The sequence below is a fragment of the uncultured Solobacterium sp. genome, assembly GCF_963517755.1.
Taxonomy (GTDB): domain Bacteria; phylum Bacillota_I; class Bacilli_A; order Erysipelotrichales; family Erysipelotrichaceae; genus Bulleidia.
Genome location: NZ_CAUQGG010000008.1, coordinates 34,629 through 58,043, shown reverse-complemented (window position 1 = coordinate 58,043; position 23,415 = coordinate 34,629). Strand labels below are relative to the sequence as shown.

22 protein-coding genes and 1 tRNA gene are annotated in these 23,415 nt (G+C 35.9%); 3 read left to right on the top strand and 20 right to left on the bottom strand.

The window, feature by feature from the left end:
* Positions 1–41 precede the first annotated feature (41 nt).
* From RWM19_RS06065 to RWM19_RS06045, 5 genes are all read right to left on the bottom strand, one after another.
* Complete coding sequence (locus RWM19_RS06065) at positions 42–1,091, bottom strand: ribonucleotide-diphosphate reductase subunit beta (RefSeq protein WP_294020700.1); 1,050 nt, start codon at positions 1,089–1,091, stop codon at positions 42–44.
* An 11-nt stretch (positions 1,092–1,102) separates the two neighbouring features.
* The gene (locus RWM19_RS06060; RefSeq protein ID WP_313984880.1) at positions 1,103–3,616 is read right to left on the bottom strand and encodes a ribonucleoside-diphosphate reductase subunit alpha; all 2,514 of its coding nucleotides are present in this window, start codon (positions 3,614–3,616) and stop codon (positions 1,103–1,105) included.
* 236 nt (positions 3,617–3,852) lie between these two features.
* Positions 3,853–4,017, bottom strand: coding sequence for a hypothetical protein (locus RWM19_RS06055; protein ID WP_313984877.1), 165 nt, complete (start codon positions 4,015–4,017; stop codon positions 3,853–3,855).
* A 188-nt stretch (positions 4,018–4,205) separates the two neighbouring features.
* Positions 4,206–4,276 (bottom strand) — tRNA-Thr (locus tag RWM19_RS06050).
* Positions 4,277–4,311: 35 nt separating this feature from the next.
* Positions 4,312–4,875: a Maf family protein gene (locus RWM19_RS06045; RefSeq protein WP_313984874.1), complete on the bottom strand. Its 564-nt coding sequence runs from the start codon at positions 4,873–4,875 to the stop codon at positions 4,312–4,314.
* A 100-nt stretch (positions 4,876–4,975) separates the two neighbouring features.
* On the opposite strand from RWM19_RS06045, the gene RWM19_RS06040 reads away from it, so the two are divergent.
* The gene (locus RWM19_RS06040; RefSeq protein WP_313984871.1) at positions 4,976–5,884 is read left to right on the top strand and encodes a sugar phosphate nucleotidyltransferase; all 909 of its coding nucleotides are present in this window, start codon (positions 4,976–4,978) and stop codon (positions 5,882–5,884) included.
* A gap of 37 nt (positions 5,885–5,921) precedes the next feature.
* Here RWM19_RS06040 and RWM19_RS06035 read toward each other — a convergent pair whose 3' ends face one another.
* The 3 genes from RWM19_RS06035 to coaBC are packed head-to-tail and all read right to left on the bottom strand — an operon-like array spanning position 5,922 to position 8,813.
* The gene (locus tag RWM19_RS06035; RefSeq protein ID WP_294023030.1) at positions 5,922–6,845 is read right to left on the bottom strand and encodes a dipeptidase; all 924 of its coding nucleotides are present in this window, start codon (positions 6,843–6,845) and stop codon (positions 5,922–5,924) included.
* Positions 6,832–7,620 (bottom strand): type III pantothenate kinase, encoded by a 789-nt coding sequence (locus RWM19_RS06030; protein ID WP_294023031.1) that lies wholly within the window; start codon positions 7,618–7,620, stop codon positions 6,832–6,834. The genes RWM19_RS06035 and RWM19_RS06030 overlap by 14 nt, the downstream gene beginning before the upstream one ends.
* A gap of 2 nt (positions 7,621–7,622) precedes the next feature.
* Positions 7,623–8,813 carry a bifunctional phosphopantothenoylcysteine decarboxylase/phosphopantothenate--cysteine ligase CoaBC gene (coaBC, locus tag RWM19_RS06025; RefSeq protein WP_313984866.1) on the bottom strand — a complete coding sequence of 397 codons (1,191 nt, stop codon included), beginning with the start codon at positions 8,811–8,813 and terminating at the stop codon, positions 7,623–7,625.
* A gap of 70 nt (positions 8,814–8,883) precedes the next feature.
* Between coaBC and yfcE the strand changes: the two genes are divergently transcribed.
* Positions 8,884–9,441, top strand: a complete 558-nt coding sequence (gene yfcE, locus RWM19_RS06020; protein ID WP_313984864.1) for a phosphodiesterase — start codon at positions 8,884–8,886, stop codon at positions 9,439–9,441.
* Between the two features lie 38 nt (positions 9,442–9,479).
* The gene (gene deoD / locus RWM19_RS06015) at positions 9,480–10,196 is read left to right on the top strand and encodes a purine-nucleoside phosphorylase (RefSeq protein ID WP_313984861.1); all 717 of its coding nucleotides are present in this window, start codon (positions 9,480–9,482) and stop codon (positions 10,194–10,196) included.
* Between the two features lie 23 nt (positions 10,197–10,219).
* Here deoD and RWM19_RS06010 read toward each other — a convergent pair whose 3' ends face one another.
* The 12 genes from RWM19_RS06010 to RWM19_RS05955 all read right to left on the bottom strand — a co-directional run bounded on the left by RWM19_RS06010 (position 10,220) and on the right by RWM19_RS05955 (position 23,412).
* Positions 10,220–10,789 carry a DUF6553 family protein gene (locus RWM19_RS06010; protein ID WP_313984858.1) on the bottom strand — a complete coding sequence of 190 codons (570 nt, stop codon included), beginning with the start codon at positions 10,787–10,789 and terminating at the stop codon, positions 10,220–10,222.
* Between the two features lie 70 nt (positions 10,790–10,859).
* Entirely contained in the window at positions 10,860–12,542 is a 1,683-nt protein-coding gene (locus RWM19_RS06005; protein ID WP_313984855.1) for an ABC transporter permease subunit, read from the bottom strand.
* Positions 12,543–12,557: 15 nt separating this feature from the next.
* Positions 12,558–14,066: a sugar ABC transporter ATP-binding protein gene (locus RWM19_RS06000; protein ID WP_294023036.1), complete on the bottom strand. Its 1,509-nt coding sequence runs from the start codon at positions 14,064–14,066 to the stop codon at positions 12,558–12,560.
* A 121-nt stretch (positions 14,067–14,187) separates the two neighbouring features.
* Positions 14,188–15,435 carry a substrate-binding domain-containing protein gene (locus RWM19_RS05995; protein WP_313984852.1) on the bottom strand — a complete coding sequence of 416 codons (1,248 nt, stop codon included), beginning with the start codon at positions 15,433–15,435 and terminating at the stop codon, positions 14,188–14,190.
* 318 nt (positions 15,436–15,753) lie between these two features.
* Positions 15,754–16,011 carry a DUF1653 domain-containing protein gene (locus RWM19_RS05990; RefSeq protein ID WP_313984849.1) on the bottom strand — a complete coding sequence of 86 codons (258 nt, stop codon included), beginning with the start codon at positions 16,009–16,011 and terminating at the stop codon, positions 15,754–15,756.
* A gap of 109 nt (positions 16,012–16,120) precedes the next feature.
* Positions 16,121–16,711 (bottom strand): DUF4352 domain-containing protein, encoded by a 591-nt coding sequence (locus RWM19_RS05985; RefSeq protein WP_294023039.1) that lies wholly within the window; start codon positions 16,709–16,711, stop codon positions 16,121–16,123.
* A gap of 371 nt (positions 16,712–17,082) precedes the next feature.
* Positions 17,083–18,384 (bottom strand): recombinase family protein, encoded by a 1,302-nt coding sequence (locus RWM19_RS05980; RefSeq protein WP_313984845.1) that lies wholly within the window; start codon positions 18,382–18,384, stop codon positions 17,083–17,085.
* A 111-nt stretch (positions 18,385–18,495) separates the two neighbouring features.
* Entirely contained in the window at positions 18,496–19,065 is a 570-nt protein-coding gene (locus tag RWM19_RS05975; protein WP_313984842.1) for a recombinase family protein, read from the bottom strand.
* Positions 19,066–19,577: 512 nt separating this feature from the next.
* Positions 19,578–19,766: a hypothetical protein gene (locus RWM19_RS05970; protein ID WP_313984840.1), complete on the bottom strand. Its 189-nt coding sequence runs from the start codon at positions 19,764–19,766 to the stop codon at positions 19,578–19,580.
* Positions 19,767–19,937: 171 nt separating this feature from the next.
* Positions 19,938–20,498: a type III toxin-antitoxin system ToxN/AbiQ family toxin gene (locus RWM19_RS05965; protein WP_313984839.1), complete on the bottom strand. Its 561-nt coding sequence runs from the start codon at positions 20,496–20,498 to the stop codon at positions 19,938–19,940.
* Between the two features lie 211 nt (positions 20,499–20,709).
* Complete coding sequence (locus RWM19_RS05960; RefSeq protein WP_313984836.1) at positions 20,710–21,180, bottom strand: hypothetical protein; 471 nt, start codon at positions 21,178–21,180, stop codon at positions 20,710–20,712.
* A 12-nt stretch (positions 21,181–21,192) separates the two neighbouring features.
* Entirely contained in the window at positions 21,193–23,412 is a 2,220-nt protein-coding gene (locus RWM19_RS05955) for a type IV secretory system conjugative DNA transfer family protein (protein WP_313984834.1), read from the bottom strand.
* Between the last annotated feature and the right edge of the window lie 3 nt (positions 23,413–23,415).

The following is a 23,415-nucleotide window of genomic DNA, read 5'->3' as shown; positions in this document are numbered from 1 at the left end:
CCATGCTCACTATAGCCCTCCTCAAAAGAAAAAAGATGACCTTATAGATCATCTTCAATTGCACCACTCTTGGCGTATGCGGAAGGTCTAGCTTCAAAGAAATCCGTCTTAACCATGTTTGCATCTGAGTATTGTTTTACCCATTTCATGGATTCAGGCTCCTCTGCATACTCTTCATATAGATTACCAAAGCCTAATGTCGCAAAACGTGTGTTACCTAAATACTTGATATAATCAGTAACCATTTGCTTATTTAAGCCTGGAATTTCATCACCAATTACATAGTGTCCCCATGCAATTTCTTGTTCAACACCAGTATTCATCATATCGCGAATCATCTGAATATTCTCTGGTGTAAATAACTCTGGTTCTTCTTTCTGTAACTCTACCAAGATATTACGGAATAACCATAAGTGCGTTGATTCATCACGGTTGATGTAACGAATTTCCTGTACACTTCCAGGCATCTTGCCATTTCTTGCAAGATTATAGAAGAACATAAATCCAGAGTAGAAGTAAACACCCTCTAGAATAAAGTTTGCAATACAAACTCTCAAGAAAGATTGTTTATCTTGCTTGGCAACGAACTCATTATAGAGTTCACCAATAAATTCATTTCTCTTTAATAAGTGCTCATCTGTCTTCCACTGATAGAGGATATCATTTCTCTGTTCTGGAGAACAGATAGAGTCTAGCATGTAGCTATATGACTGTGAGTGAATGCACTCTTGGAATGTCTGGATAGACAAGCATAAGTTAACTTCATTTGCAGTAATATACTGAGAAATGTTTGGTAAGTTAGCAGATTGTAGAGAATCTAAGTAAACTAAGAAACTCAAAATCTTATCGTACGCTGTCTTCTCTGCCAAGCTAAGACGTGGATAGTCTGACTTGTCTTGATTCAAGTTGATTTCTTCTGGAACCCAGAAGTTATTCATTGCCTGACGGTACCAATCAGATACCCAGTTATACTTCATATTATTGAAGTCATTGATATTTGTTGTATTGAAGTTGATAAGACGACGATTACGTACATCAATATCTCCCTCTGGGTTGAATAACGGTTTACGATTAATCTGATCTGTCTGCATGTTTCTACCTCCTATGCGGAACAACTTTCACAATCTTCAGGGTCTAATGCCTTAGAACGTGTGTAGTAGATAGTCTTAACACCACAATCATACGCTAGTACATATAACTGTAATAACTGACTCATCTTATAGTCATTTGTAATCCATAAGTTAAAACTCTGTGCTTGGTCGATATGACGCTGACGGATACCAGCAGCTCTAACTGACCAAGTTTGGTCAATTGTATGTGCTGTCTTATAGTACCAATATGTATCCGCAGATAATTCAGGTGCAGTTCTTGGTAAGATAGAGCCCTTCTTTTCTTCTAAGAAGAAACGGTTCATAACTGGGTCAAGTCCTGCTGAGGTACCAATTAATATTGATGTAGAACTTGTTGGAGCGACTGCTAATACATATGCATTACGCATACCTGTTGCATGTACTTCTTCCTTAAGTTCTTTCCAACGTGCAGAGTCATATCCACGCTGGTCAAAGTACGCACCAGTTTCCCATTCAGAGCCTTCGAAGTACTGATAACTTCCGCGTTCCTTCGCCAAAGCATTACTTGCCTTAATAGACGCATACGCAATATTTTCAAATACTTCGTCTACGAACTTCAAGTGTTCTTCACTTTCCCACATGATGTGATTCTTTGCAAGCATGTGGTGGTAACCACTGACACCAAGCCCAATAGAACGGTACTTACGATTAGTGACTTGCGCATTTGGTAATGGATAGAAGTTTAAATCAATTACATTATCAAGTGCACGTACCACAGTCGCAGTTACCTCTTCGATTTCCTTTGGATCTGTCACATTAATATTACCTAAACATAATGAAGCCAAGTTACATACAACATAATCACCTGGTTTTGTTGTTGTGACAATTACTTCATCACCATCCTCTGTCTGAATAACACGAGATACTTGCTTCACTTCAGACATATTCTGTGCAATTTCTGTACAGAGGTTAGAACTATAAATCATTCCCTTATGTTTATTAGGATTAGCACGGTTAACCGCATCGCGATAGAAGGCAAATGGTGTTCCTGTTTCTACCATAGACTTCAAGATTAAACGTACAACTTCCTTTAAAACTAGAACCCGCTTAGAAATACGGTTGTCATGTACACATTCCCAATATCTCTTTTCCCATTCTTCGCCATAGAAGTCCTCAAGGCAATAACCCTTAATCATGAGAACATCATGCGGATCAAGAAGATACCAATCTTGATTCATATCTTCCTTCACCATCTTCCAGAACAAATCTGGATAGCATACGGCAGGGAATACATCGTGTGCCTTCATACGGTCATCACCATTGTTTGTACGTAACTGTAAGAATTCAGGTAAGTCCTTATGCCATACATCGAGATATACCGCTACAGCACCAGCTCTTACACCAAGTTGGTCAACCGCAACAGCAGTATCGTTGATAACACGAATCCAACGGATAACACCACCAGATGCACCTTCAAAACCACGGATAGATCCACCACGGGAGCGAACCTTGCCTAAGTACATACCCATTCCACCACCGAACTTACTTACATCAGCAAAGTTAGAAATGGAATGGTAGATCCCATCCAATGAATCAGGAACAGTATCAATAAAACAGCTAGATAACTGATGATATGGCTTTCTCGCATTTGCCTGTGTTGGAGTTGCCATTGTCACCTTATGTAAACTCATCATATCGTAGAACTTCTTAACCCAACCGATACGATCATTTGTTTCCTTCATCGCTAGATGCATCGCAATGCCAATATACATTTCCTGGGGTGATTCTAATAGAACATGTTGGTGGTTGCGAATCAAATAACGTTGAGATAATAAATCCAAACCACTGTAAGTGAATAAGTTATTACGTGTATTGTCGATTAAGCTTGCGATTTCATCAACTTCTTTATGAGAATAGTTTTCTAAAATATATGCTCCATATAATCCCTGTTCGATCATATAGGAGATCTTCTGGTAGAAACTTGTAAGACCAAGTTTTTCTTCAGTAGCTTTTAAATCACAAGCAATACTGTAACTAAGTAAACGTCCAGCAATTCTTTCCCAGTTTGGCTCTTCTTTCGTTGTAAGTTCAGCAGAACTTCTTGTTAATAATGCAATTCTATCTTTCAGAGACTGACCATCTTTAGACATTGTAGAGAATTTTTCATACAATCTCTTTAAGTCATAGTCTGGATAAGCCTTCTGGATATCAACCAAAACATCTTCCAACTCTTCATCACCGATGAGTTTTACCAACTCAAGTCGATCATTACGCATTTGTGTACGCTTTTCACGGTATAAGATATAACTCTTTGCGACATTATACTTTTCGTTCTTCATCAAGATCTTTTCAACAGTATCTTGAATTTCTTCAACATCAACTTCTTGACGGCCGTCAAATTGCGCTTCAATCTGCTCTAATAAGTCAGAAAGATATGCTTGATCAACACTCTCTTTTACGCTAAGGAACGATTTTTCTATCGCTAAAACAATCTTAGTTCCATCATATGGAACAACTTGTCCATTACGTTTTACTATCCTATCCACAACTTTTACCTCCACTGAATTTTATCTTTCAATAGCATAATAAAAAAAGAATTATTTTTCTATCTGAATGCCCAACTTTTTCCCAGAATTCCTTACGTAAAAACCCCCTTATTTTAAATCGTGAAAATCACCATTTTTATTCTCTGAAATCATTCTCACTTTTTCATTTTTAAAGCTTGAAAACTTTGCATATCATTTATTTAAATTACTAAAACCAATCAATTCTCATTGATATATTATTCCATACCTACTAATCGATATTGTTCATTAACCCACTCTTTGAACTTTTCAGCTGCCTCAACAGCTTCGATAGGAGCGTCATCTTTTAATTTCGCTCCAATCATATATGGCTCATAGATTGATTTTAACTTTTTTATTTCTTCAGGATATATCAGCCTCATGTAATCATCCCCCTTTATACATTTAGTTTATTGTCGTAAACTGTTATTTCATTGTACTACCTAAATATATACATGTCATTTTCCTTTCAATAGATTAGCGTTATGAAAAAAAACACTTTTGAAATGGTGCCAATTGTATGCCACAAAAAGAAAAAAAGCCCTTAAAATAAGGCTTTATCTCTATAAAGTGCCGCTTAGCAGAATTGAACTGCTCGTTCATCCTTACCATGGATGCGTATTACCACTATACTAAAGCGGCATAGCCTTTATATAATAACAAACTACAATTAAAAATCAATAATCAGTGCTGTTTTTCAGTTCGTTATAAACGACCTGTAAAGGTAGGCCCATAATAGTATAATAATCACCATGAATTTCTTTGATGTATCTACCACCAAAGCCTTGGATTGCATAGGCACCTGCTTTATCGACAGTTTCTCCTGTATGAATATAATCCCAGATTTCCTCATCAGTCATATGTGCAAAATAGACATCCGCAATACTTGCATAGATGAAACACTTCTTTTCACTGATGATACATAAGCTTGTTAGTACTTGACTCTTGTGGTTTTGAAGTTTCTTTAACATTCGAAAAGCATCTTCATCATCTTCCGGTTTTCCCATAACTTGGTTATCACATAAAACCAAAGTATCACTACCGATAACAATAGCTTCAGGATGTCGTTCCAATACAGTTTCTGCCTTACGACGGGATAAGTTTTTACTTTCTTCAACAAGGTCTGCCTGCAAGTCAATGGTCTCATCAATATCAGCCGGATCACAGATGAATGAAAATTCAGTTTTCTCTAATAACTCTTTTCTTCGTGGGCTTTGTGAAGCTAGTACTAGTTCTCTCATAGACAACCTCTTTCTTTACTATTTTATGAAAAATTAGGAATTAATGAAAGTGCTTACGTGATATAATTATCAGAGGAATAAAAATTGAAAGGGATTAAGAATGAAGAAGCCTACATTAGTTATTTTGGCTGCCGGAATGGGTAGCCGCTATGGTGGAATGAAACAGATTGATGGAATCGGAAGCCATGGTGAACCAATTATAGAATTTTCTATCTATGACGCAAAAGAAGCAGGATTTGAGGATGTTGTTCTCATCATCCGTCACGAACATGAACAAGCATTCCATACTGCATTAACAGACCGCGTATCCAAGGGAATGAACGTGAAGTTTGCATATCAGGATATTAACAATGTCCCATCTGATATTACAGTACCTGAAGGACGTGAAAAGCCATGGGGAACTACACATGCATTACTTGCATGCAAGGGTGTTGTTGATGGACCATTTGCGATTATCAATGCAGATGATTTCTATGGCAAGGACGCATATAAAGTTATCTATAACTTCCTAACAACAGAAGTAAGTGATGATCATTACGCAATGGTTGGTTATGCCGCAAATAACACTCTTACAGACCACGGAACAGTTACTCGTGGCGTTTGCCAAGAAGACGAAAACGGCAACTTAACAAGTATTGTTGAAGTACAGAAGATTGCTCGTAAAGATGGCAAAGTCGTTTACGATGACAATGGCACTTGGAAAGAAATGGATCCTAACGCATTAGTTTCTATGAACTTCTGGGGATTTACACCTAAGGTATTCGATGACATGGATGTATACTTTGATGAATTCATTCATGCAAATATCGCATCTAACCCAATGAAGTGTGAATATGTTATTCCTACAACAGTTGGTCAGATGGTTAAAGATGGTAAGTGTACAGTTAAGGTACTTTCCTCTAAGGATCAATGGTTCGGTGTAACATATCAAGAAGATAAGCCACTTGTAGTTGAAAAGATTGCGGAAATGAAAGAAGCTGGAATTTATCCAGATATTCTATGGAAATAAACTGAAGCCCTTGTGTGATTGCACAAGAGCTTTTCTTTTACATATATTTTCTTAAGAAGCGCAGAACATTGCGATATGCAATATCTTTGATTTCTTCTGATGTAAATCCTACACGCTGTAACGCTTTGATAAAATTCTGTGCTTGGGAAGGACCATACATATTATGTTCCTCGCCATCGTTATAATACTCACCGAAGTCAAATCCACAAGCAACATGTTTTACTCCAACAAGATCAGCTACATACCTTGCATGTTTTGCTAGATGTATTGCATCTTGTTTTTGTTGTTCTGTATGAATAAACGAACAACATGCATTCATACCAATTAATCCATCTTTACTTGCAATTGCACGAATTTGTTGATCCGTTAAATTTCTCTCTACAAAACAACGACTCTTCGCATTTGAATGTGTCGCTATGATTGGTTGGGTTGAACAGGAAAGAATATCCCAGAATGTCTTCTCATTAGCATGAGATACATCCACAATCATATGTAGTTCATTCATCTTTGTGATTGCTAGTTTGCCAAGTTCTGTTAAGCCTCTTGTAGGATCTCCAGAATTACCTGTCGCAAGAGCGTTTTGATCATTCCAACAAAGAGAGCCAATACGATTACCCATATCATATAACCACTGAATTTTCTCTTCGACATCGTCGTGGATACCGCACATTCCTTCAATCGTCATTAAGAATGCTGTTTCTTGTTGTTCATCATCTAAATCCTCCTTGGTATAGATAACTTTATGACCAGAGGCAGTAATATCATTCTTTACTTTTGTGACAACGTCTTGCATTTCTTTCCAGCTTTCCGTTCCCACAAAGAAACTTGCAGCAGAAGTATATGCAATCTGCCCTTGTTTAAAACGAGTATTCCAATCTTTCTTGAGAATAGATGTTTTGCCATCTGTGTAGAAAGGTTTGATTGCTTCTGCTAAATCCGCATGTAAATCAAAGATTTTCATATTCACTCCCCTTATTGATATCGTATAAAATCTTCATTCCCTTATACGCAATATCCGCATCATATGCGTCTATCTCATCGGTCTCATTTGCGATAATCTTACCAAGACCTCCAGTTGCTATAACCATACATGATGAATCATTCAGCTCCTTCTTCATTGTTTTAATAATGTATTCAACTGAACCAATATATCCATATACAACACCTGCTTGCATGCCTTCAATTGTATTTGTTCCAAGAACTGATTTTGGTTTCACAATTTCAATCTCTGGTAATTTAGCAGTCATAGAAGTTAGCGCATTGAGACTAATACCTAAACCTGGCTGAATCACGACATAGCGGAAAACTCCATTTTGATCTATATAGTCGTATGTCGTTGCAGTACCAAAGTCTACGATAATGCATGAACGATGAAATGTATTCCATGCATAGGTTGTATTCACAATACGATCTGCACCAATTGATCTCGGTGCTTCAGTATCCAGTTTAATATCCATCTGCATATCATTACTTACAATCATTGGTTTCTGATGTAAATATTTAATCACTGCAGAAGTTAAGGAATACATCAACTTTGGTACAACAGAAGAAATGATAGTACCTTTTATATCTGATGCTTTTAATTCTAAAGTATTTAAGAATGTTGTGATGAAGAAACCGTACTCATCACTGGTACGTGTTGTTTGTGTCATAAGTCGATAACGACCAATGATATTCTCTCCATCAAGAATTCCCATGGAAATATTTGTATTCCCAACATCAATTGTTAGTAGCATAGTTATCCTCCCTTCTTTAGGCAATGACGCAGTATTTCTTTTGCTGTTTCATCTTTGGATAATAATCCTAAATCCTCTACACATGTCGGTGAGATGATTTTTACAATATTTGTATCAACACCAAAACCTGCACCAGGTTCACGAATACTATTTGCGATAATATAATCCGCATTCTTTTCTTGTAGTTTCTTTGCGGCATTTTCTAATAAATTTTCTGTTTCCATTGCAAAGCCAATTACAACTTGATTTTCGCGTTTCTTCTTTCCAATTGTGAGAAGAATATCCTGTGTGCGTTTTAGAGTGATGGACAAATCACCATCTGCTTTTTTAATCTTATGATCTGCTTTTTCAAGCGGCGTATAATCTGCAACTGCAGCAGACATGATTACAACATCTGCCTTTTCAAAGTTATTGACAACACAATTTGCCATATCCTCTGCACTTATAACATTTATAACTTCAACTCCATAAGGCTGTGGTAAATTCGACTTACCAGAAATTAATGTTACCATGGCACCTGCATTACGTGCTTCTTTTGCCAAAGCATAGCCCATCTTTCCAGTTGAATGATTTGTGATATAACGCACAGGATCGATTTCTTCTTGGGTAGCACCTGCAGTAATTACAACATGTCTTCCATTTAGATAACGGTCTGTCTCGACAATAGACGCAATCGCATCTTCAATTTCTTCTGGTTCAGGTAAGCGTCCTTTACCTACATCCCCACATGCTAGATACCCTGCACCACTACACATAATATGCATGCCATATTTTTTACATGTTGCAATATTGTCCTGTGTAATTGGATTATTTAACATATTTGTATTCATTGCAGGAACAATCAGCTTTGGACAAGTCGCTGCTAGAAATGTAGTTGTTAACATATCATCTGCTATACCATGAGCAATCTTCGCAATGATATTTGCAGTAGCAGGAGCCACAACAAATAAATCAGCCTTCTTTGCAAGTGATACATGATGAACATCTGGTGTATAGTCCACCGTAAACATATCTGTAATGACCTTTTGATTACTGAGTGTTTGAAACGTCAAAGGTGTTACAAACTTTTCCGCTTCCTTTGTCATAATGACATGCACTTCATTTCCTTGTTTTTTTAATGAGGAAACTAACTGGCAAATTTTATATGCAGCAATCCCTGCTGTCACTCCCACAACAATGCACTTATTTTTCATATACTGTACCTTCTTGTAAACATTATAACACGCAAAATATGCTAATATTAGTGGCAGAGGTAAATGAAATATGGCGAATTCACAAACGTTATTAGTAGTATCCGATATTCACGGTGCTCTTTCAGGTGCAAAAGCAATGGAAGAGGCCTTCTCATATCATCACGCAGATAAAATTCTCTGCCTTGGTGATGTTCTTTATCATGGACCAAGAAATAATTTACCAAGTGATTATGCACCAAAAGAAGTTATCACAATCATGAATGCATTCAAAGATAAGATTATTGCAGTACGTGGTAACTGTGATGCAGAAGTAGACCAGATGGTACTGAATTTTCCAATTACTGCTGACTACAATATCCTTTTTCATGGAGCACATCAAATCTTTATGTCACACGGCCATATATATGGTCCAAATAATCTACCTACCCTAAGTGTGGGGGATAGTTTCCTTTCAGGTCACACGCATATTCCAACTGCTTATGAAAAAGATGGCATCTTACTTTTAAACCCAGGATCTATCTCTTTACCAAAAGAAGACCACCCAAGAACATATGCCATTATCAACGAAGATGGCTTCACCGTTTATAAGCTTGACCATAAACAATACATGCATACAGATTGGCTTTAAATCATGTATAATAAAGAAAAGAAAGTTGAGGGTTAATCATGTCTACACCACATAACAGTGCCGAAAAGGGCCAGTTCGCAAAAACAGTCTTAATGCCAGGTGATCCACTTCGTGCGAAGTTCATCGCTGAAACATTCTTGGAGAATCCAGTACTAGTTAATAATGTACGTGGCGTTCAAGGATACACAGGAACTTGGAAAGGCAAACCAGTATCCGTTATGGCATCAGGAATGGGAATGCCATCAATCGGTATCTATTCTTACGAATTATTTACAGAATATGATGTTGAAAATATTATTCGTATCGGTTCTGCTGGTGCATACCAACCAGAATTAAAATTATTTGATGTAATTCTAGCAGACGCTGCGTATTCGGACTCTTCATTCGCAAGAGAACAGTGCGGAAATACAAGCGACACAATCAAGCCATCTGCAGAATTAAATGAAAAGATTAGGAAAGCTGCAGCAAATCTTGGAATGAAGATTACAGAAGGTTTGATTCATTCATCTGATGTATTCTATCGCGAAAAGAATGTTACTTACCTACCAAAGGTTATGAACGAACTACATTGCTTAGGTGTTGAAATGGAAAGTTTTGCTCTATTCTCAAACGCAAATGTATTAGGAAAGAACGCAGCTTGCTTGTTAACAGTTTCTGATAGTTTTGTATCACCAGAGATTACTACTGCTGAACAACGTCAAACAGCCTTCACAGATATGATGAAGATTGCATTAGACGCTGCCATCGCTGACTAAACCAAAAAAAGTGGACCACTGGTTCACTTTTTTATTGTGCTGTTCAATATCTCTTCATCGTTTGGAAACTCTTCTAGGAATGTATCCATCACAATTTTGCACAAACCCGAAACTTCTTTTGTATATCCTAGTCGCTTTGGCAAGCGTACAAAGATATTTATAATTTCATCCGCAACATTTCCAACAACCACACGTTCATCACGTTTTCCCATACCAAAGAAATAGGATTTCGAATGATTCTTTTTACTTAAGCGAATATATGTTCTAGCCAGATGTTTCCATTCTGTAGTTAGATACTCCGATTGTTTTGTGTTAATTGCTAGTTCTTGTAGGAATTGTTGATATTCCTGTTTTTTCTTTGCGAGCATAAAACTACCAAACTTTTCATCTGCCATCACTTTCATCATTAAGCATGCATGCATAAAGTGATCTGCTGGCTTTCTAAGCTTCGCATTTCCGTAACGCATCGTCAATACTTCTAGCATCTCTTGCGCATCTTTATCTTCTTCGTGATTTACTAAGTACTCATGGACTAATGTATATCGTTCATAACTATCTTCTAAAGAATAGTATTTTTCTTTTAATTCGCTCATTTCCATATCTGCATTATAACTGAGAAATCACATATAAAAAAGCGGAAGCTAGTAGCTTCCGCAGATTGCATTACTTCTTTTGAACGTACTTTAAGCAGTCTAGTGTTACCGCAGCTAAGATAATGAGACCTTCGAATACGAACTGAAGGTTTGTATCAATACCTAAAATTGTTAAGGAGTATGTTAACGCTGTAAAGATTGTTACACCGACAACAACACCAGAAATCTTACCGATACCACCAGAGAAGGATACACCACCAACTACGCAGGCAGCGATAGCGTCCATATCCCAACCTTGTCCATACGCAGCAGAACCAGAACCTACCATACGGTTACATTCTAGCCATGCACCAAATCCATAGAGTACACCAGCCATAGCGAATGCCATGATTGTTACCTTGAATACGTCAATACCTGATACAGCAGCAGCTTCTGGGTTTCCACCTACTGCATATAGGTTCTTACCAAATGTTGTCTTATTCCAAATAAACCATACAACAATTACAGCTGTAGCAGCCCATAAGATAATTGTTGGAAAGTTACCAATCTTTGGAATAATCATTGCTGGAATATCATTTTCGATAGCACCGAAGGATACACCCTTTGTCGCATATGTAACCATACCGAAGATGATTAACATGTTAGACATAGATGAAATAAATGGGTGCATCTTATACTTTGCCTTGAAGAAACCAGCAATGGAAGTAAAGATTGTACATAAGATAATACACACAAGCAATGCCAATACTGCTTTTGCACCAACTGGAAGGCTTGTGAAGTCAAATACTTTACCAAACACCGCACCAGTGTTGATGCCCTTGTGCATGATAATTGTTGAAGCTACCATACCCATACCCACCATACGTCCAATAGATAAGTCAGTACCTGCAAGCATTATCACGCCAGCTACACCTAATGCCAAGAACATTCTTGGAGATGCCTGCTGTAAGATATTTAAAATGTTATTAACTGTAAATAAAGGAGTCTTCTTGATAACTGGAGTAACGATACCTAAGCCAATAAATACAAGAATAATGACTAGATATAGACCATTACGTAATAACCAATCCTTGCGGTTGAATGTATATAAGTAATGTTCAATCTTCTGTGCCTGTGTTTCAACAAAGCTGAATTTAGACATCTTCAATAGGTCGACTAAATGGTAACGTTGAATAAACGCTTCATGTTTACGATCCTTAATTGCCTGTAATTCTTTTTGATATATTAGTTTTGCATCAAAGACTTTGTTTTTATATACATAGTTTTCATCTTTGATTTCTTGTTTTGCATCAGCGTCATTACCAGTAATCTTAGAAAGATTCTGTGCATGAACATTCTTTAGTTCAGCTAAAAGATCGCTATATCTCTTTGCGGCAAGAGACTTTTCTGCAACACAACTTGCGACAACCTTTGAATAGTATTCCTTTTCAAAATGTTGATTTAAATATGAAACACCTTCATTGATTAACTTATCAACAGCCGGCTTATTTGCTTTTTCAACTTGTTGAGCAGCCTCTAATTCTTTCTTAGCCTCAGCAATACGGTTTTCTTTTTCACCCTTTGATAAGCTCTTATCATTCTTTGTCATCTGAATTACATTCAATAGCTCAACAGTTTTATCTGTTCCATCTTTACGTAATTCATCAATTTGTGCTTGAATCTTACCTACGTGGTCCGTAATTGGTTTTAGTAGGCTTTCTTCTTGATCAACAGAGAGAACCTCTGCCCCTAATTTTTCGTTATTTTGACTCATGTCTAACCCCTCCGATTACAAATACATTGCGCTGAGTCTCAGGAGTTCTTCCTGATTTGTCTCTTTTGTATTAACGATTCCAGCAAGACGTCCATTGGACATAACACCGATTCGATTTGTGATACCGAGAATCTCTGGCATTTCAGATGAACATACAATAATTGTCTTACCCATCTTCGCCATCTTGATAATTAAATCATAGATTTCGTATTTCGCACCAACGTCGATACCACGAGTTGGCTCATCCATCATAAATACCTTTGGATTTCTTTCTAACCACTTACCGAAGATAATCTTCTGCTGATTACCACCAGATAACGATGTAATTGCATCATCCGGTCCCATACATTTCGTATGCATCAAGGCAATCTCTTTTACTGTTGCCTTCTTCATCTTCTCATCAGACACAACAATACCATTCTTATAGTGATCCATATTTGCAATACAAGTATTGAAAGTTAAATCACTCTTTAAGAATAATCCGTTAGCCTTTCTTTCTTCAGTAATCATAGCGAATCCATTGTCCATGGCTTCTTTTGCGCTATCGAAGTTCATGAGCTTGCCATTGTAATAAACACGACCTGCGGCTCTTGTACGAACACCAAAGATTGTTTCCATTAACTCTGTACGTCCAGCACCAACTAGACCATACAAGCCGAAGATTTCACCTTCCTTAACATCGAAACTTACATCGTCAAGGTATGGTGCAAACTTAGTTGAAAGATCTTTGACAGAAAGAATCGTTTCACCTGGTGTATTATCAACCGGTGGGAAACGGTTATCAAGAGAACGTCCAACCATTGCCGCAATCAAGTCATTCATATTTGTGTCAGTAACATCTTTTGTCATGATCATCTTACCGTCACGTAATACAGACACCTGATCACATATATCAAAAATTTCATCCATCTTATGAGAAATATAGATAATGGAAATACCCTGACTACGTAGCTTACGCATCATCTGGAATAACTTCTTAACTTCTGGTTCTGTTAATGATGATGTAGGCTCATCCAAAACAATAATCTTAGAATGATACGAAATAGCCTTTGCGATTTCACACATCTGACGAGCAGATACTGACATCGTACGCATTGGCTGTGTCAAATTGACTGTAATACCTAAACTACGGAATAACTCAGAAGCTTCCTTCTTCATTCTACCTTCATCAACAACACCCAAAGAGTTTACTGGATAACGTCCTAAGAATAAGTTATCAATAACACTACGCTCTAAGCACTGGTTCAGTTCTTGGTGAACCATCGCAATACCATTTTCAAGCGCATCCTTTGGACCAGTAAAACTAACTTCTTTTCCATCTAGGAAGATACTTCCTTCATCTTTTTGATATGTACCGAACAAACACTTCATCATTGTAGATTTGCCAGCACCGTTTTCACCCATAAGGCCCATAATTGAGCCAGGTTTCACATCTAAATTGATGTGATCAAGTACTCTGTTTCTGCCGAATGATTTCGACATGCCCTTTATTGACAAGATTAAATTGTCATTTCTTTCTGACATAATTGATTTACCCCTGTTTAACTAAAAATCATAAGCAGTATGGTTAACTACAAACTACTTAGAAAGAGGCTATCAGGTTTTCAAAAGCCTACCTGCTAGCCTCTTAGAAAATCTTACTGAACTACTTTAAGAGTGAAGTATATGATGTAGCGTTGTCTGTCTTAACCATGTTAATAGCATACGCATCATATTGACTTGGGTTTCCTAAACGGTTTGTGATATTAGATTCTGTCTGACCATCACCACCGATGTATTCAACATCCAAGTGTAGTAAGTCATCATACTTTTCAAGTAATGGCTGGTATGTTGAGCTTAAGAAGTTATCGGAAGCATTATAAATGTTCAACCAAACCTTCTTAGTGTCGCTCTTAACTTCCTTAGATACTGGTTCAAATGTCTTAGTAGCATCCATGAAGTTCTTGTAGTTATCAGCTGTTACAGCAAGGTTCAATGCATAGAATGAACGATCTGCTTCGTTATATACGTAGTCAACGCCTTCTTCAAGAACGTTTCCAGCTTCATCAGCAGTAGCGATACCTGTCTTGATATCAACACCATCTAAAGCGTTACGTAATACTCTTAATGTTAAGTAAGCCTGAACGTCAGCGTGCTGAGAAATTGTTCCACCGTAACCTTCAGCAATAGCAGCTACTGCATCACTGTTAGCATCATAACCGAAAGTAGCAACCTTCTTATCCTTAGCCCATGCTGTGAACATTGACATACCCATACCATCGTTATTAGAAATAACTAAGTCAATTTCATCACCAAATGAAGCTGACCATGTACCGATAGCGTTACCTGCAGTCGCAGCATCCCATGTAGCACCTGCAGAGTTCTTCATTTCCTGAGAAGCAAGTTCGCGAACCTTGAAGTCGCCAACCTTACCATCCTTAACTACTGTAGCGGAACCATCTGTGTTTGTTCCTGCTGGAGTAGCGTCAATAGCGCCATCCTTTTCAACAGCTGTACCTAAAGCCTTACGAACACCTCTTGTACGAGCAATAGAGTCGTTGTGACCAACGTCACCAATAGCTAATACGTAACCGATAACACCATCACCGTTACGGTCGATGATATCCTTGTGAGCTGCGATGTAATCAGCTACCATCTTACCCTGTAATTCAGCACCCTGGTTAGCGTCGAAACCTACATAGTAAGTATCCTTGTTGAAGTTTAAAGCATCTTTATCTAACTCACCTGTTGTACTGTTAGATGGCTGACGATTGTACCATACTAATGGCTTATCAGCGTTTGAAACTGATGATTCTGTGTTTGTGCTTCCGCCTTTGTCGCTTGTCTTAGAACCACAACCAACAAGTGATAGTGCTAAAACCGCAGAAGTCATAACCGCAAATAATTTCTTCATAAAAGTTTTTCTTTCCTCCCCTAAATTATTTGGCTTTGAAACTGTGGAAAGCGCTTTCGCGTTTCCGATAAAAAAATCATAACACCATGCAAAATGACCGTCAACGCATATCCACTTTATAAATTCTTAATAATTCACGGTCTTTTTTGTTTATTTTACATAATATGAAAATGAGAAGTTAAAAAAAGCGGCTACGAATAGCCTCTTTTGAAAACATTTAATTTTATACAATTGTCATATTTTTTTATAATAATACTTATTTATTACCGATTAATACAAATAGAATAACAAAAAATAACAATTTAACTTGTGAATATTCTACTTTCTAATTTTTTCAAAACGATATTTTTGTCGTATTTCTGGGTACTTAACGTGATCTACTTCTTCCATAAACATTTCGTACGGTCTAACAAATAATCCTTTATCTCCATACAAAGCTCGATAAACTACTACCCTATCACGAGTTTCAGAATGTATCGCAATACCAATAAATTCATATAGGTATCGCATACTATTTTGGTCAACTGTTTCTCTTTTAAAATGCTGAATGATATCTCCAGGCACAAATTCTCTCATTAGTTAAAATCTCCCCTATTTATATGTATAGCATATCCAATTTATACAATTATTTCTAATTTACACATAAAAACTGAACTACCCAATGGATAATTCAGCTTTATTCCTACTATTGTGCTGATAAATCAATATGAACGATGTAAACGTCACCTTTGTGCTGGTTGCCTTGTTTATCGTTATAAATATCTTGTGCTGTAAGTGAAACATCTGTTACGCCTTCAGGAATTTCAAACACAAGAACACCTTCTTTTGACTCACCTGAAGTTAGAGTATACTCTTTTTCAAATTCTTCGTTGAAGATTGCATCCTTATCATAATAAGAGTGAGGTCCATCTACACCCTTATCATCAGCACTTGTCTTATCCCATTCAAGTAAGAAGTCTGTTGAGAACATCTGGATATCTTGACCAAATGTATTTTCAACTTTAAGCTTTACAGCCACAAACTGCTTACCTGCATCAGGCTTATTTCCACTAATATCTGTAGAAGATAAGAAATCTTCTACTGTGAAGTTAAAGAACATTGTCTCAACTGAATCACCAACTTCATATTCATGATAGCCGTTATCTGAATCTGTTGTTGTATTGTTTTCTGTACCACCATTGTTTTCATTTACAATGTCAGATAATGTCTTTCTTGTACAACCAGCAGATCCAAATGTTACTGCCAATGCCAACAATAATACACTTAATTTCTTCATTTCATTTTCTCCTGTTTCCCCTATTGAATCTATGCAAATCCTTGCATCTGTATATAGTATAACAATAATTTCACAAGAAAATATAGTAAAAAGCGCAAATTCTCTTTGTCAAAAACCATTAAAAGATACAAAAATACGCATAATATCACACCAAAAAAGCAAAAAAGATATAAAAAAAAGCCCCTGACTTTGGACTAATTAAACTAATGGAGCAACTGCTCCAATTTATCCAAACAAAGAACTCTAACTAACTTATAGTTATATTATATACAATTGTAAATTCTTATTCAACAACTTTTTTATTAAATTTTCTAACAGTAAACAAAAACTTGAGTACTGTTAGAATGAACTTTATCTCTTTAAGACTGCTATCATTTTCCCTTGCTTCCTCTGAATATGGTATTAACACTCATTTTTTCAAAATCTACAATAATATGTTGAATGTATTTTCTAACATAAGTTGTAAGTTCTTCTTCATCCAAATTTTCATCCTGGCATCTATATTCCATCTCAGATATTTTCCTTCTTTTCTCTGCAAGTTCGTTGTATCTCGTAAGCAACACTTCGTCTCTTCCGTTTTTTATAACCATATCAAGAACTATATTCATTTCTTCATCAATTTCCTTTAGCTTAGAGCAAGACTTTTTCTGTTCTAATTTAATTTGCTTATCAATTAAATATTTCTTTAATTGTCCCTTAACGCTATCCCTTATTATCTCTTCGCTGATTCGTTTCTTACATTCACTGCATACATAATACTTATATATCTCCCTCTGCTTTGTATGCTTTTTCTTCCTTGAACTACAATCACAAACTAGTGTATGCTTACAACTCTTACATGTAACTTCTCCCTTGAATAGATATTTATATCTTCTGTTTCTTGATTTCAAATTTGCTAGTCTGATTGCTTCTAACTGTGTTTCTTTATCAACAATCGGAGGTATTACATCATCATAATTATTTCCACCAAATACCAGAGTGCCACTATATACTAAATTTCTTACTATTTTATAAATATCATTTTTCTGCCATTTTCTATTTAATACTTTATTTCTTCTATACTCTGATGTTACATTCCATACATTCATACCTTTATTTACGATGCAATCAAATATATTTTTGATAACTCCTGCAGTTTCATCATCAATAATCAAATAATGTTTATCATCTGGGTTTCTTTTATATCCTAGTGGGACTTTCCCTTTGCAATAAAACCCTCTTCTTGCAGCCTCTTCTAATCCTCTTTTTGTTCGCCAGGAGATACTATCCTCTTCCCATTGCGATATAACACCTATAATCATAATAAACATCCTGCCTGAAGGTGTACTTGTATCAATATTCTCTGTAATACTGATCAGTTCTATATGATTTTTTTCTAGTATTTCTATTAAATAAGCTAAATCTTTTACACTTCTAGTTAGACGATCTAGATTATGAATAATTAATGTATCCAATTCTTTTGATTTAATTAATTGAATGATTGAATTCATCTGTGGTCTTTTTAAGTTCTTTGCAGAAACACCACGCTCTTCTTTAACTTCTAATGTATAACTATCCTTCTCATATTTGTATTGACAGTAAAGTTCAATCTTTCGCTTCTGTTCTCCAAGATTGTACCCATTAATCACCTGCAGTTGAGTTGATTCACGAACATATCCAATTATTTTTTTCATACTTAACTATCTCCTTGTTATTGTTGTGTGCCGGCATCAAGCACGCATTCAATTACACCAAGAAAAAATACCAATATTCAATATTCGTATACTGGTATCTTAGTTATGTATTTATAGATTATTTAATTCATATTTTTTTATTTCTTTATATAGTGTAGATCGACTTATCCCTAATCTCTTGCACATGTATTTTTGAGTAATATTTCTTTTTTTATATTCCTTATAGAGTTCCGCAAATAAAAATTTATCTATGCTTGCATGCATCCTTCCTTTATACTTACCATTTCGTTTAGCAACGGCAATTCCTTCAGCTTGCCGTTCCAATAATACTTCTCGTTCAAACTCATTTAATGCAGCTATGATAGTTAGAAATAATTTCCCTGAAGGCGTACTAGTGTCAATTTTCTCTTTCTGAGATTCAAATGCTATTCCTTTTGCATGCATGCTTTCTACTAAATGCAATAAATCCTTTGTTGATCTGCTGAGTCTGGAAAAAGATTCTACTACGATTGTATCTCCTTCTCTAGCAAACTCCAGCATAGCTTTAAGTTGTGGTCTATCCATATGCTTCCCAGTAGCTTTATCTGCATATACTTTTTCTATGTTTAATTCCTTTAACAACTCATCCTGTCTTGCAAGAGATTGTCTTTCAGTAGATACCCTTTCATAAAATATTCTCATTTCTTCTCCTTATCAACTTAACTAAACCGTGTAAAGTCACACATATTTGTTATAATATTTTGGGAGCTATTTTATAGCCCCCATGGAGGTGGTTTTTATAGCCTCAAATTTATGCATGCTGTCTTTAGGTAAAATATTTCTACGACATGGAAACGGTGCAGGTAGTAGTTGTTACATTGCAACTGCTTGTTGCAATAATCCAAATTTGTAGAGAGATATTGAAGACTAAATAGTCTTCGCCTAGGACAGCGTGCAAATTGAAAAGAGGAGTTGGTAGCTCCTCTTTTCCTCTGTCCTTAGACAAAACATTTCTACATCATTATTATAATCTTTACCAAAATATTTTCAACCACAAAGATTTTGCAGAAATAAGCTCGTTCAAATAGGCTATAGTCTATTTGAACACTTTCCTTTTTAAATATTATATGTGTATTTAAGGCATATTGAACACCCTAAATACACATATTTGCTTTTTCCAGAAAATAGATTCTAGAAACACAAGTTATACGTTATTAATTGTATTTTAAACTTGTTGCCGTACTGTTCTTCTCTTTTTCCATCTGTAATCGTTCTCTATCCATCTGTAATCGTTCTCTATCCATCTGTAATCGTTCTTCATCAATTTTATTTTGTGCCTGTGTAGAATTACAACCATTGCAAGTTTGTATACTTGATATAAATAATGGTAGACATTTAATCATGAATTTAATTCTTTTTATTTTCCGAATTATAGATCTTTTTATTTTCATTAAACTTTTCTTCTTTTCCATCTTATTGGCTTCCTCCCTTCTATATTGTCTGTCAGAGCATCAACTCTGGCGTATATATTATGTTAGAAAATGTTAAAAAATTTGTATAAAAGTCAATTTTTTTTAAATATTTAAATCTAAATCACCATTTTCCGCACTCACTTGGATTTGATTTTGTGTGAAATCGATATAATCATTATGCTTTTCTTCTAGTAACTTAAAATCACAGCACCAATTTCTAAAATATGGATTGCCTTCAATTTGCTTTCTGTATACCACTGCTGCTTTGCGTTTTATCTTTTCAGAATTTCTTCTAATATATATTTGTTGCAGCAACATCATCCTATTCTTAGGTATGGACTGATCCGATAAATCTACTAGTGTCAACTCTGTCCCTGGTACGGGAATCATATTATTTAGAAGTAAGTAGCCTAATTTATTATTATTGTTACCATCCTCATGTAAATAAATTGTTATTTGTTGACGGTTTCGCATTCTTGCTTCTTTATTTGGTTTATAACTTGATAATGGAACAAAGTATAAGATTCCATCAGTTGTTTTCAAAATAGTACCAACATACGTTCCACCTTCTGCACTATTATGTGAGGAAACTCTAGAATCAAACTGTTGTAGATAATTCAAATACCGATCTGATACTTTATATAAATTTATTATATTTTGCATATATATATTCTCCTTACGTAAAAAAATCCCACTGATAATCAGTGAGATATTTTTCAACTTCCTACTGTGGCTAGGACTCTCCATATTTTGTCAACTTCCTACTGTGGCTAGGACTCTCCATATTTTGTCAACTTCCTACTATGGCTAGGACTCTCCATTAATACGCCGTTATAGTAACATATTTTTAAATATGTTGCAATGCCCACCCACATTAGATAATAGCCTTATTACTATTCACTAGCATCTTTAATAATACCTGGTTGTACTCTAATTCATCATCCTTATGTGTCCATGGTTTGTGCAAGATCGTCCATCTACCATCTGTTGCAACTCCCATGACTCCAATATACTTTGCTTTCTTCAGGTAGTCTTTGTATCTATCATTGATTACCTTTTCTTTTTCTAATGGAATCACTATAAATGACTTATGACAGAAACGGCTATTTTCTTCAGCTTGTGCTATAGCCTTCTTAATATCATCCAGTTTGAACTCGAAGGATACAAATTGGATTGCTGTTTCCTTTGTTGTTTTGTTTTCTACCAATTCTGCAGTAAGCAGATCTACACCACCATGTCTCGCAACACTCTCAAATTGACTAGCTAGAATGTTTGTTCTGTATTTATATTTATCCCAAAACGCTTCTTTTAAGCGTACTTCTTCTACAAACTTTATTGTATTCATTATGACTTCTCCTTATTTTGCAGCACCTAATCCAAATCCTGCAGTAGGAATCAATGATTGTTTCTCCTGCAGTTGTTCAACACCTGTTTTTAACTCTGCAGATAACTGAGGATCACCAGACAGTAGGTCTTTCTTACTATCAAATGCATCACTAATCTTTTGGTCTGCATCATAATGCTCTTGAACGTTATACACTCTAACATTACGTAATCTTCTTGTTTCTCCAGGAACATACTTCTTCTTATTCTTGTAGAAGGAATACTTCTTATAATTACGCATTCTGAAGATGTATGCCTTCTTTCTTGCACTGATAATGACTGCATCACCCATAGATAATTGCTGTAATTGATCCGTAGAAATAACTGGAGCTTCCTCATAGGAACCTTTATCAGATTTCCACACAAGCTTCTTACCACTCATGGCTGAAATACGCTTGATCGTATCCATATCCTTACCATATAGGTAAATAAAGTTCGCTGAGTTATTTTCTATGATTGATTCAACATCCCTACCATATATTTCAGAGAACTGATGTAGATCCTGAACAACCATGAATGATCTAAATCCTGCAGAACGGCTAAAAGTCAAAATACCTTTAATATTTTTTAATGCTGGAAAGTTTCCAAATTCATCAAAAATCAAATTACACGGTACTGGCAATCTCTTTTTGCCTGTCTTCTTTTGTTGCTCTTCAGTTAATTGCATCAGTAATTGGAAGGTCTGATTAATGATCAAGGATACCAATCTATAATATGTGTCCTTTTCACCATGAACGACTATAAAAAGTGCTGTCTTCTTTCTTCCAATATCCGCAACATCAAAGTCTGATTTTGCCATCATTCGTAAGACAGTTTCATTCAAGGTAACGTCCTTCATCTTATTTTCAAATGAAGTAACAATAGAACCTCTTTCCTTATCTCCAGTACTCAAGAATGCCATCAATTTCTTATAGGATTCATCTGTCTTCTTACGCTTTCTCTCTAACAAGAATTTCAACTTTGGAACTTTCATAATGGTTGCACCTGCTTTAACCAATACTGTTTCCATTCCTGATCTATATGTTGCCATTACGGACTTGAAATTTATTTCCTCATCCGGAACAGGTTCTCTTTTCTTACTTTCTGGATTATAGGACTTTTCCTCTAATAGTAAAAACACGATTCCCTGGAACAAACTAGAAGCCTGGTCATTAAAATGTGCCTCATTGTGTGCCTTTGGATCATAAAAGAACTGATCTGCAAGTTCTCTTAAAAACATAGCTGCTTTAGAATAGTCAAACTCTGGTGCGTAGTACTTCATATACTCTAACAATTCATTCTCTAGCCTTTGTTTTTGTAGCCCTTCAGCAGCGTTTATTTTATCCAGGTATTCTTGGATTTTTGCAGTGTATTCTTCCTTGCTCTCCAGGTATTCTTTCTCTGCCTTTCGATAAGAATCAATAACAATACTTAATGGAGAATATCTATCTCCTTCCTCTGGGTGGATATAATTAATTACCCTTACATCATATCCATCTGAAAGTAGTTGTTCTTTATGTTCATAAAGTAACTCTCCCTTTGGATCGTTAATAATCATGGATTCCCCTGTCATACGTAAGGCATCAATCATTGGATTTACAAAAGAAACAGTCTTACCAGCATTGGATGAAGCATTGATTATTGCATGATTATCACCTGCATCAACATAGAGTCTGTTCCATTTAACAGCTAACGGAATACCACCTCTAAAATTCGTTTTTTTACCTGCTATTTCATAAGTCCTGATTGTGTTTTTACGGTGCTTATCAGAAACCTTTAGAATCGTACAACATTCATTCCAGAATCTTCTAAACGGGTCTAGCACATGATCCAACCAAATCAATATGGATCTTGTTTTCAAATGTCCTGTATTATCATATTCAAGTCTCTGACTATTTCTTTTTATCTCTCGCCAATTAGCAACATCGGAAAACTGTTTCTTCTCCTGGCTCGTCAATGCTCGTTTAAGTTTCCCTTTTGCTCCATGTCCGCTTCTTCCAAAGAAGGTAGCATAAAAGATCTGGAAGGTCATTAGTCCAATCAATGCTCCTACTACCTTCAGCAATACATAATCCTCACCAAGAAGAAGGAACCTATAATCAAAAGATACTTGTGGATCATGGGTAACTCCTAAGTGAATTACCTGGATTGCTAAAAAGAGAATTCCCATCGCTGCAGTGATTGATAGAAATAAAAATCTAATAATCTTTCCCATTGC

Bases quoted from the DNA above. Each gene is read 5' to 3' on its own strand.
- RWM19_RS06065 (WP_294020700.1), bottom strand. From the start codon at position 1,091: ATGCAGACAGATCAGATTAATCGTAAACCGTTATTCAACCCAGAGGGA.
- RWM19_RS06055 (WP_313984877.1), bottom strand. From the start codon at position 4,017: ATGAGGCTGATATATCCTGAAGAAATAAAAAAGTTAAAATCAATCTAT.
- RWM19_RS06045 (WP_313984874.1), bottom strand. From the start codon at position 4,875: ATGAGAGAACTAGTACTAGCTTCACAAAGCCCACGAAGAAAAGAGTTA.
- RWM19_RS06040 (WP_313984871.1), top strand. From the start codon at position 4,976: ATGAAGAAGCCTACATTAGTTATTTTGGCTGCCGGAATGGGTAGCCGC.
- RWM19_RS06035 (WP_294023030.1), bottom strand. From the start codon at position 6,845: ATGAAAATCTTTGATTTACATGCGGATTTAGCAGAAGCAATCAAACCT.
- RWM19_RS06030 (WP_294023031.1), bottom strand. From the start codon at position 7,620: ATGCTACTAACAATTGATGTTGGGAATACAAATATTTCCATGGGAATT.
- coaBC (WP_313984866.1), bottom strand. From the start codon at position 8,813: ATGAAAAATAAGTGCATTGTTGTGGGAGTGACAGCAGGGATTGCTGCA.
- yfcE (WP_313984864.1), top strand. From the start codon at position 8,884: ATGGCGAATTCACAAACGTTATTAGTAGTATCCGATATTCACGGTGCT.
- deoD (WP_313984861.1), top strand. From the start codon at position 9,480: ATGTCTACACCACATAACAGTGCCGAAAAGGGCCAGTTCGCAAAAACA.
- RWM19_RS06010 (WP_313984858.1), bottom strand. From the start codon at position 10,789: ATGAGCGAATTAAAAGAAAAATACTATTCTTTAGAAGATAGTTATGAA.
- RWM19_RS06005 (WP_313984855.1), bottom strand. From the start codon at position 12,542: ATGAGTCAAAATAACGAAAAATTAGGGGCAGAGGTTCTCTCTGTTGAT.
- RWM19_RS06000 (WP_294023036.1), bottom strand. From the start codon at position 14,066: ATGTCAGAAAGAAATGACAATTTAATCTTGTCAATAAAGGGCATGTCG.
- RWM19_RS05995 (WP_313984852.1), bottom strand. From the start codon at position 15,435: ATGAAGAAATTATTTGCGGTTATGACTTCTGCGGTTTTAGCACTATCA.
- RWM19_RS05990 (WP_313984849.1), bottom strand. From the start codon at position 16,011: ATGAGAGAATTTGTGCCTGGAGATATCATTCAGCATTTTAAAAGAGAA.
- RWM19_RS05985 (WP_294023039.1), bottom strand. From the start codon at position 16,711: ATGAAGAAATTAAGTGTATTATTGTTGGCATTGGCAGTAACATTTGGA.
- RWM19_RS05980 (WP_313984845.1), bottom strand. From the start codon at position 18,384: ATGAAAAAAATAATTGGATATGTTCGTGAATCAACTCAACTGCAGGTG.
- RWM19_RS05975 (WP_313984842.1), bottom strand. From the start codon at position 19,065: ATGAGAATATTTTATGAAAGGGTATCTACTGAAAGACAATCTCTTGCA.
- RWM19_RS05970 (WP_313984840.1), bottom strand. From the start codon at position 19,766: ATGATTAAATGTCTACCATTATTTATATCAAGTATACAAACTTGCAAT.
- RWM19_RS05965 (WP_313984839.1), bottom strand. From the start codon at position 20,498: ATGCAAAATATAATAAATTTATATAAAGTATCAGATCGGTATTTGAAT.
- RWM19_RS05960 (WP_313984836.1), bottom strand. From the start codon at position 21,180: ATGAATACAATAAAGTTTGTAGAAGAAGTACGCTTAAAAGAAGCGTTT.
- RWM19_RS05955 (WP_313984834.1), bottom strand. From the start codon at position 23,412: ATGGGAAAGATTATTAGATTTTTATTTCTATCAATCACTGCAGCGATG.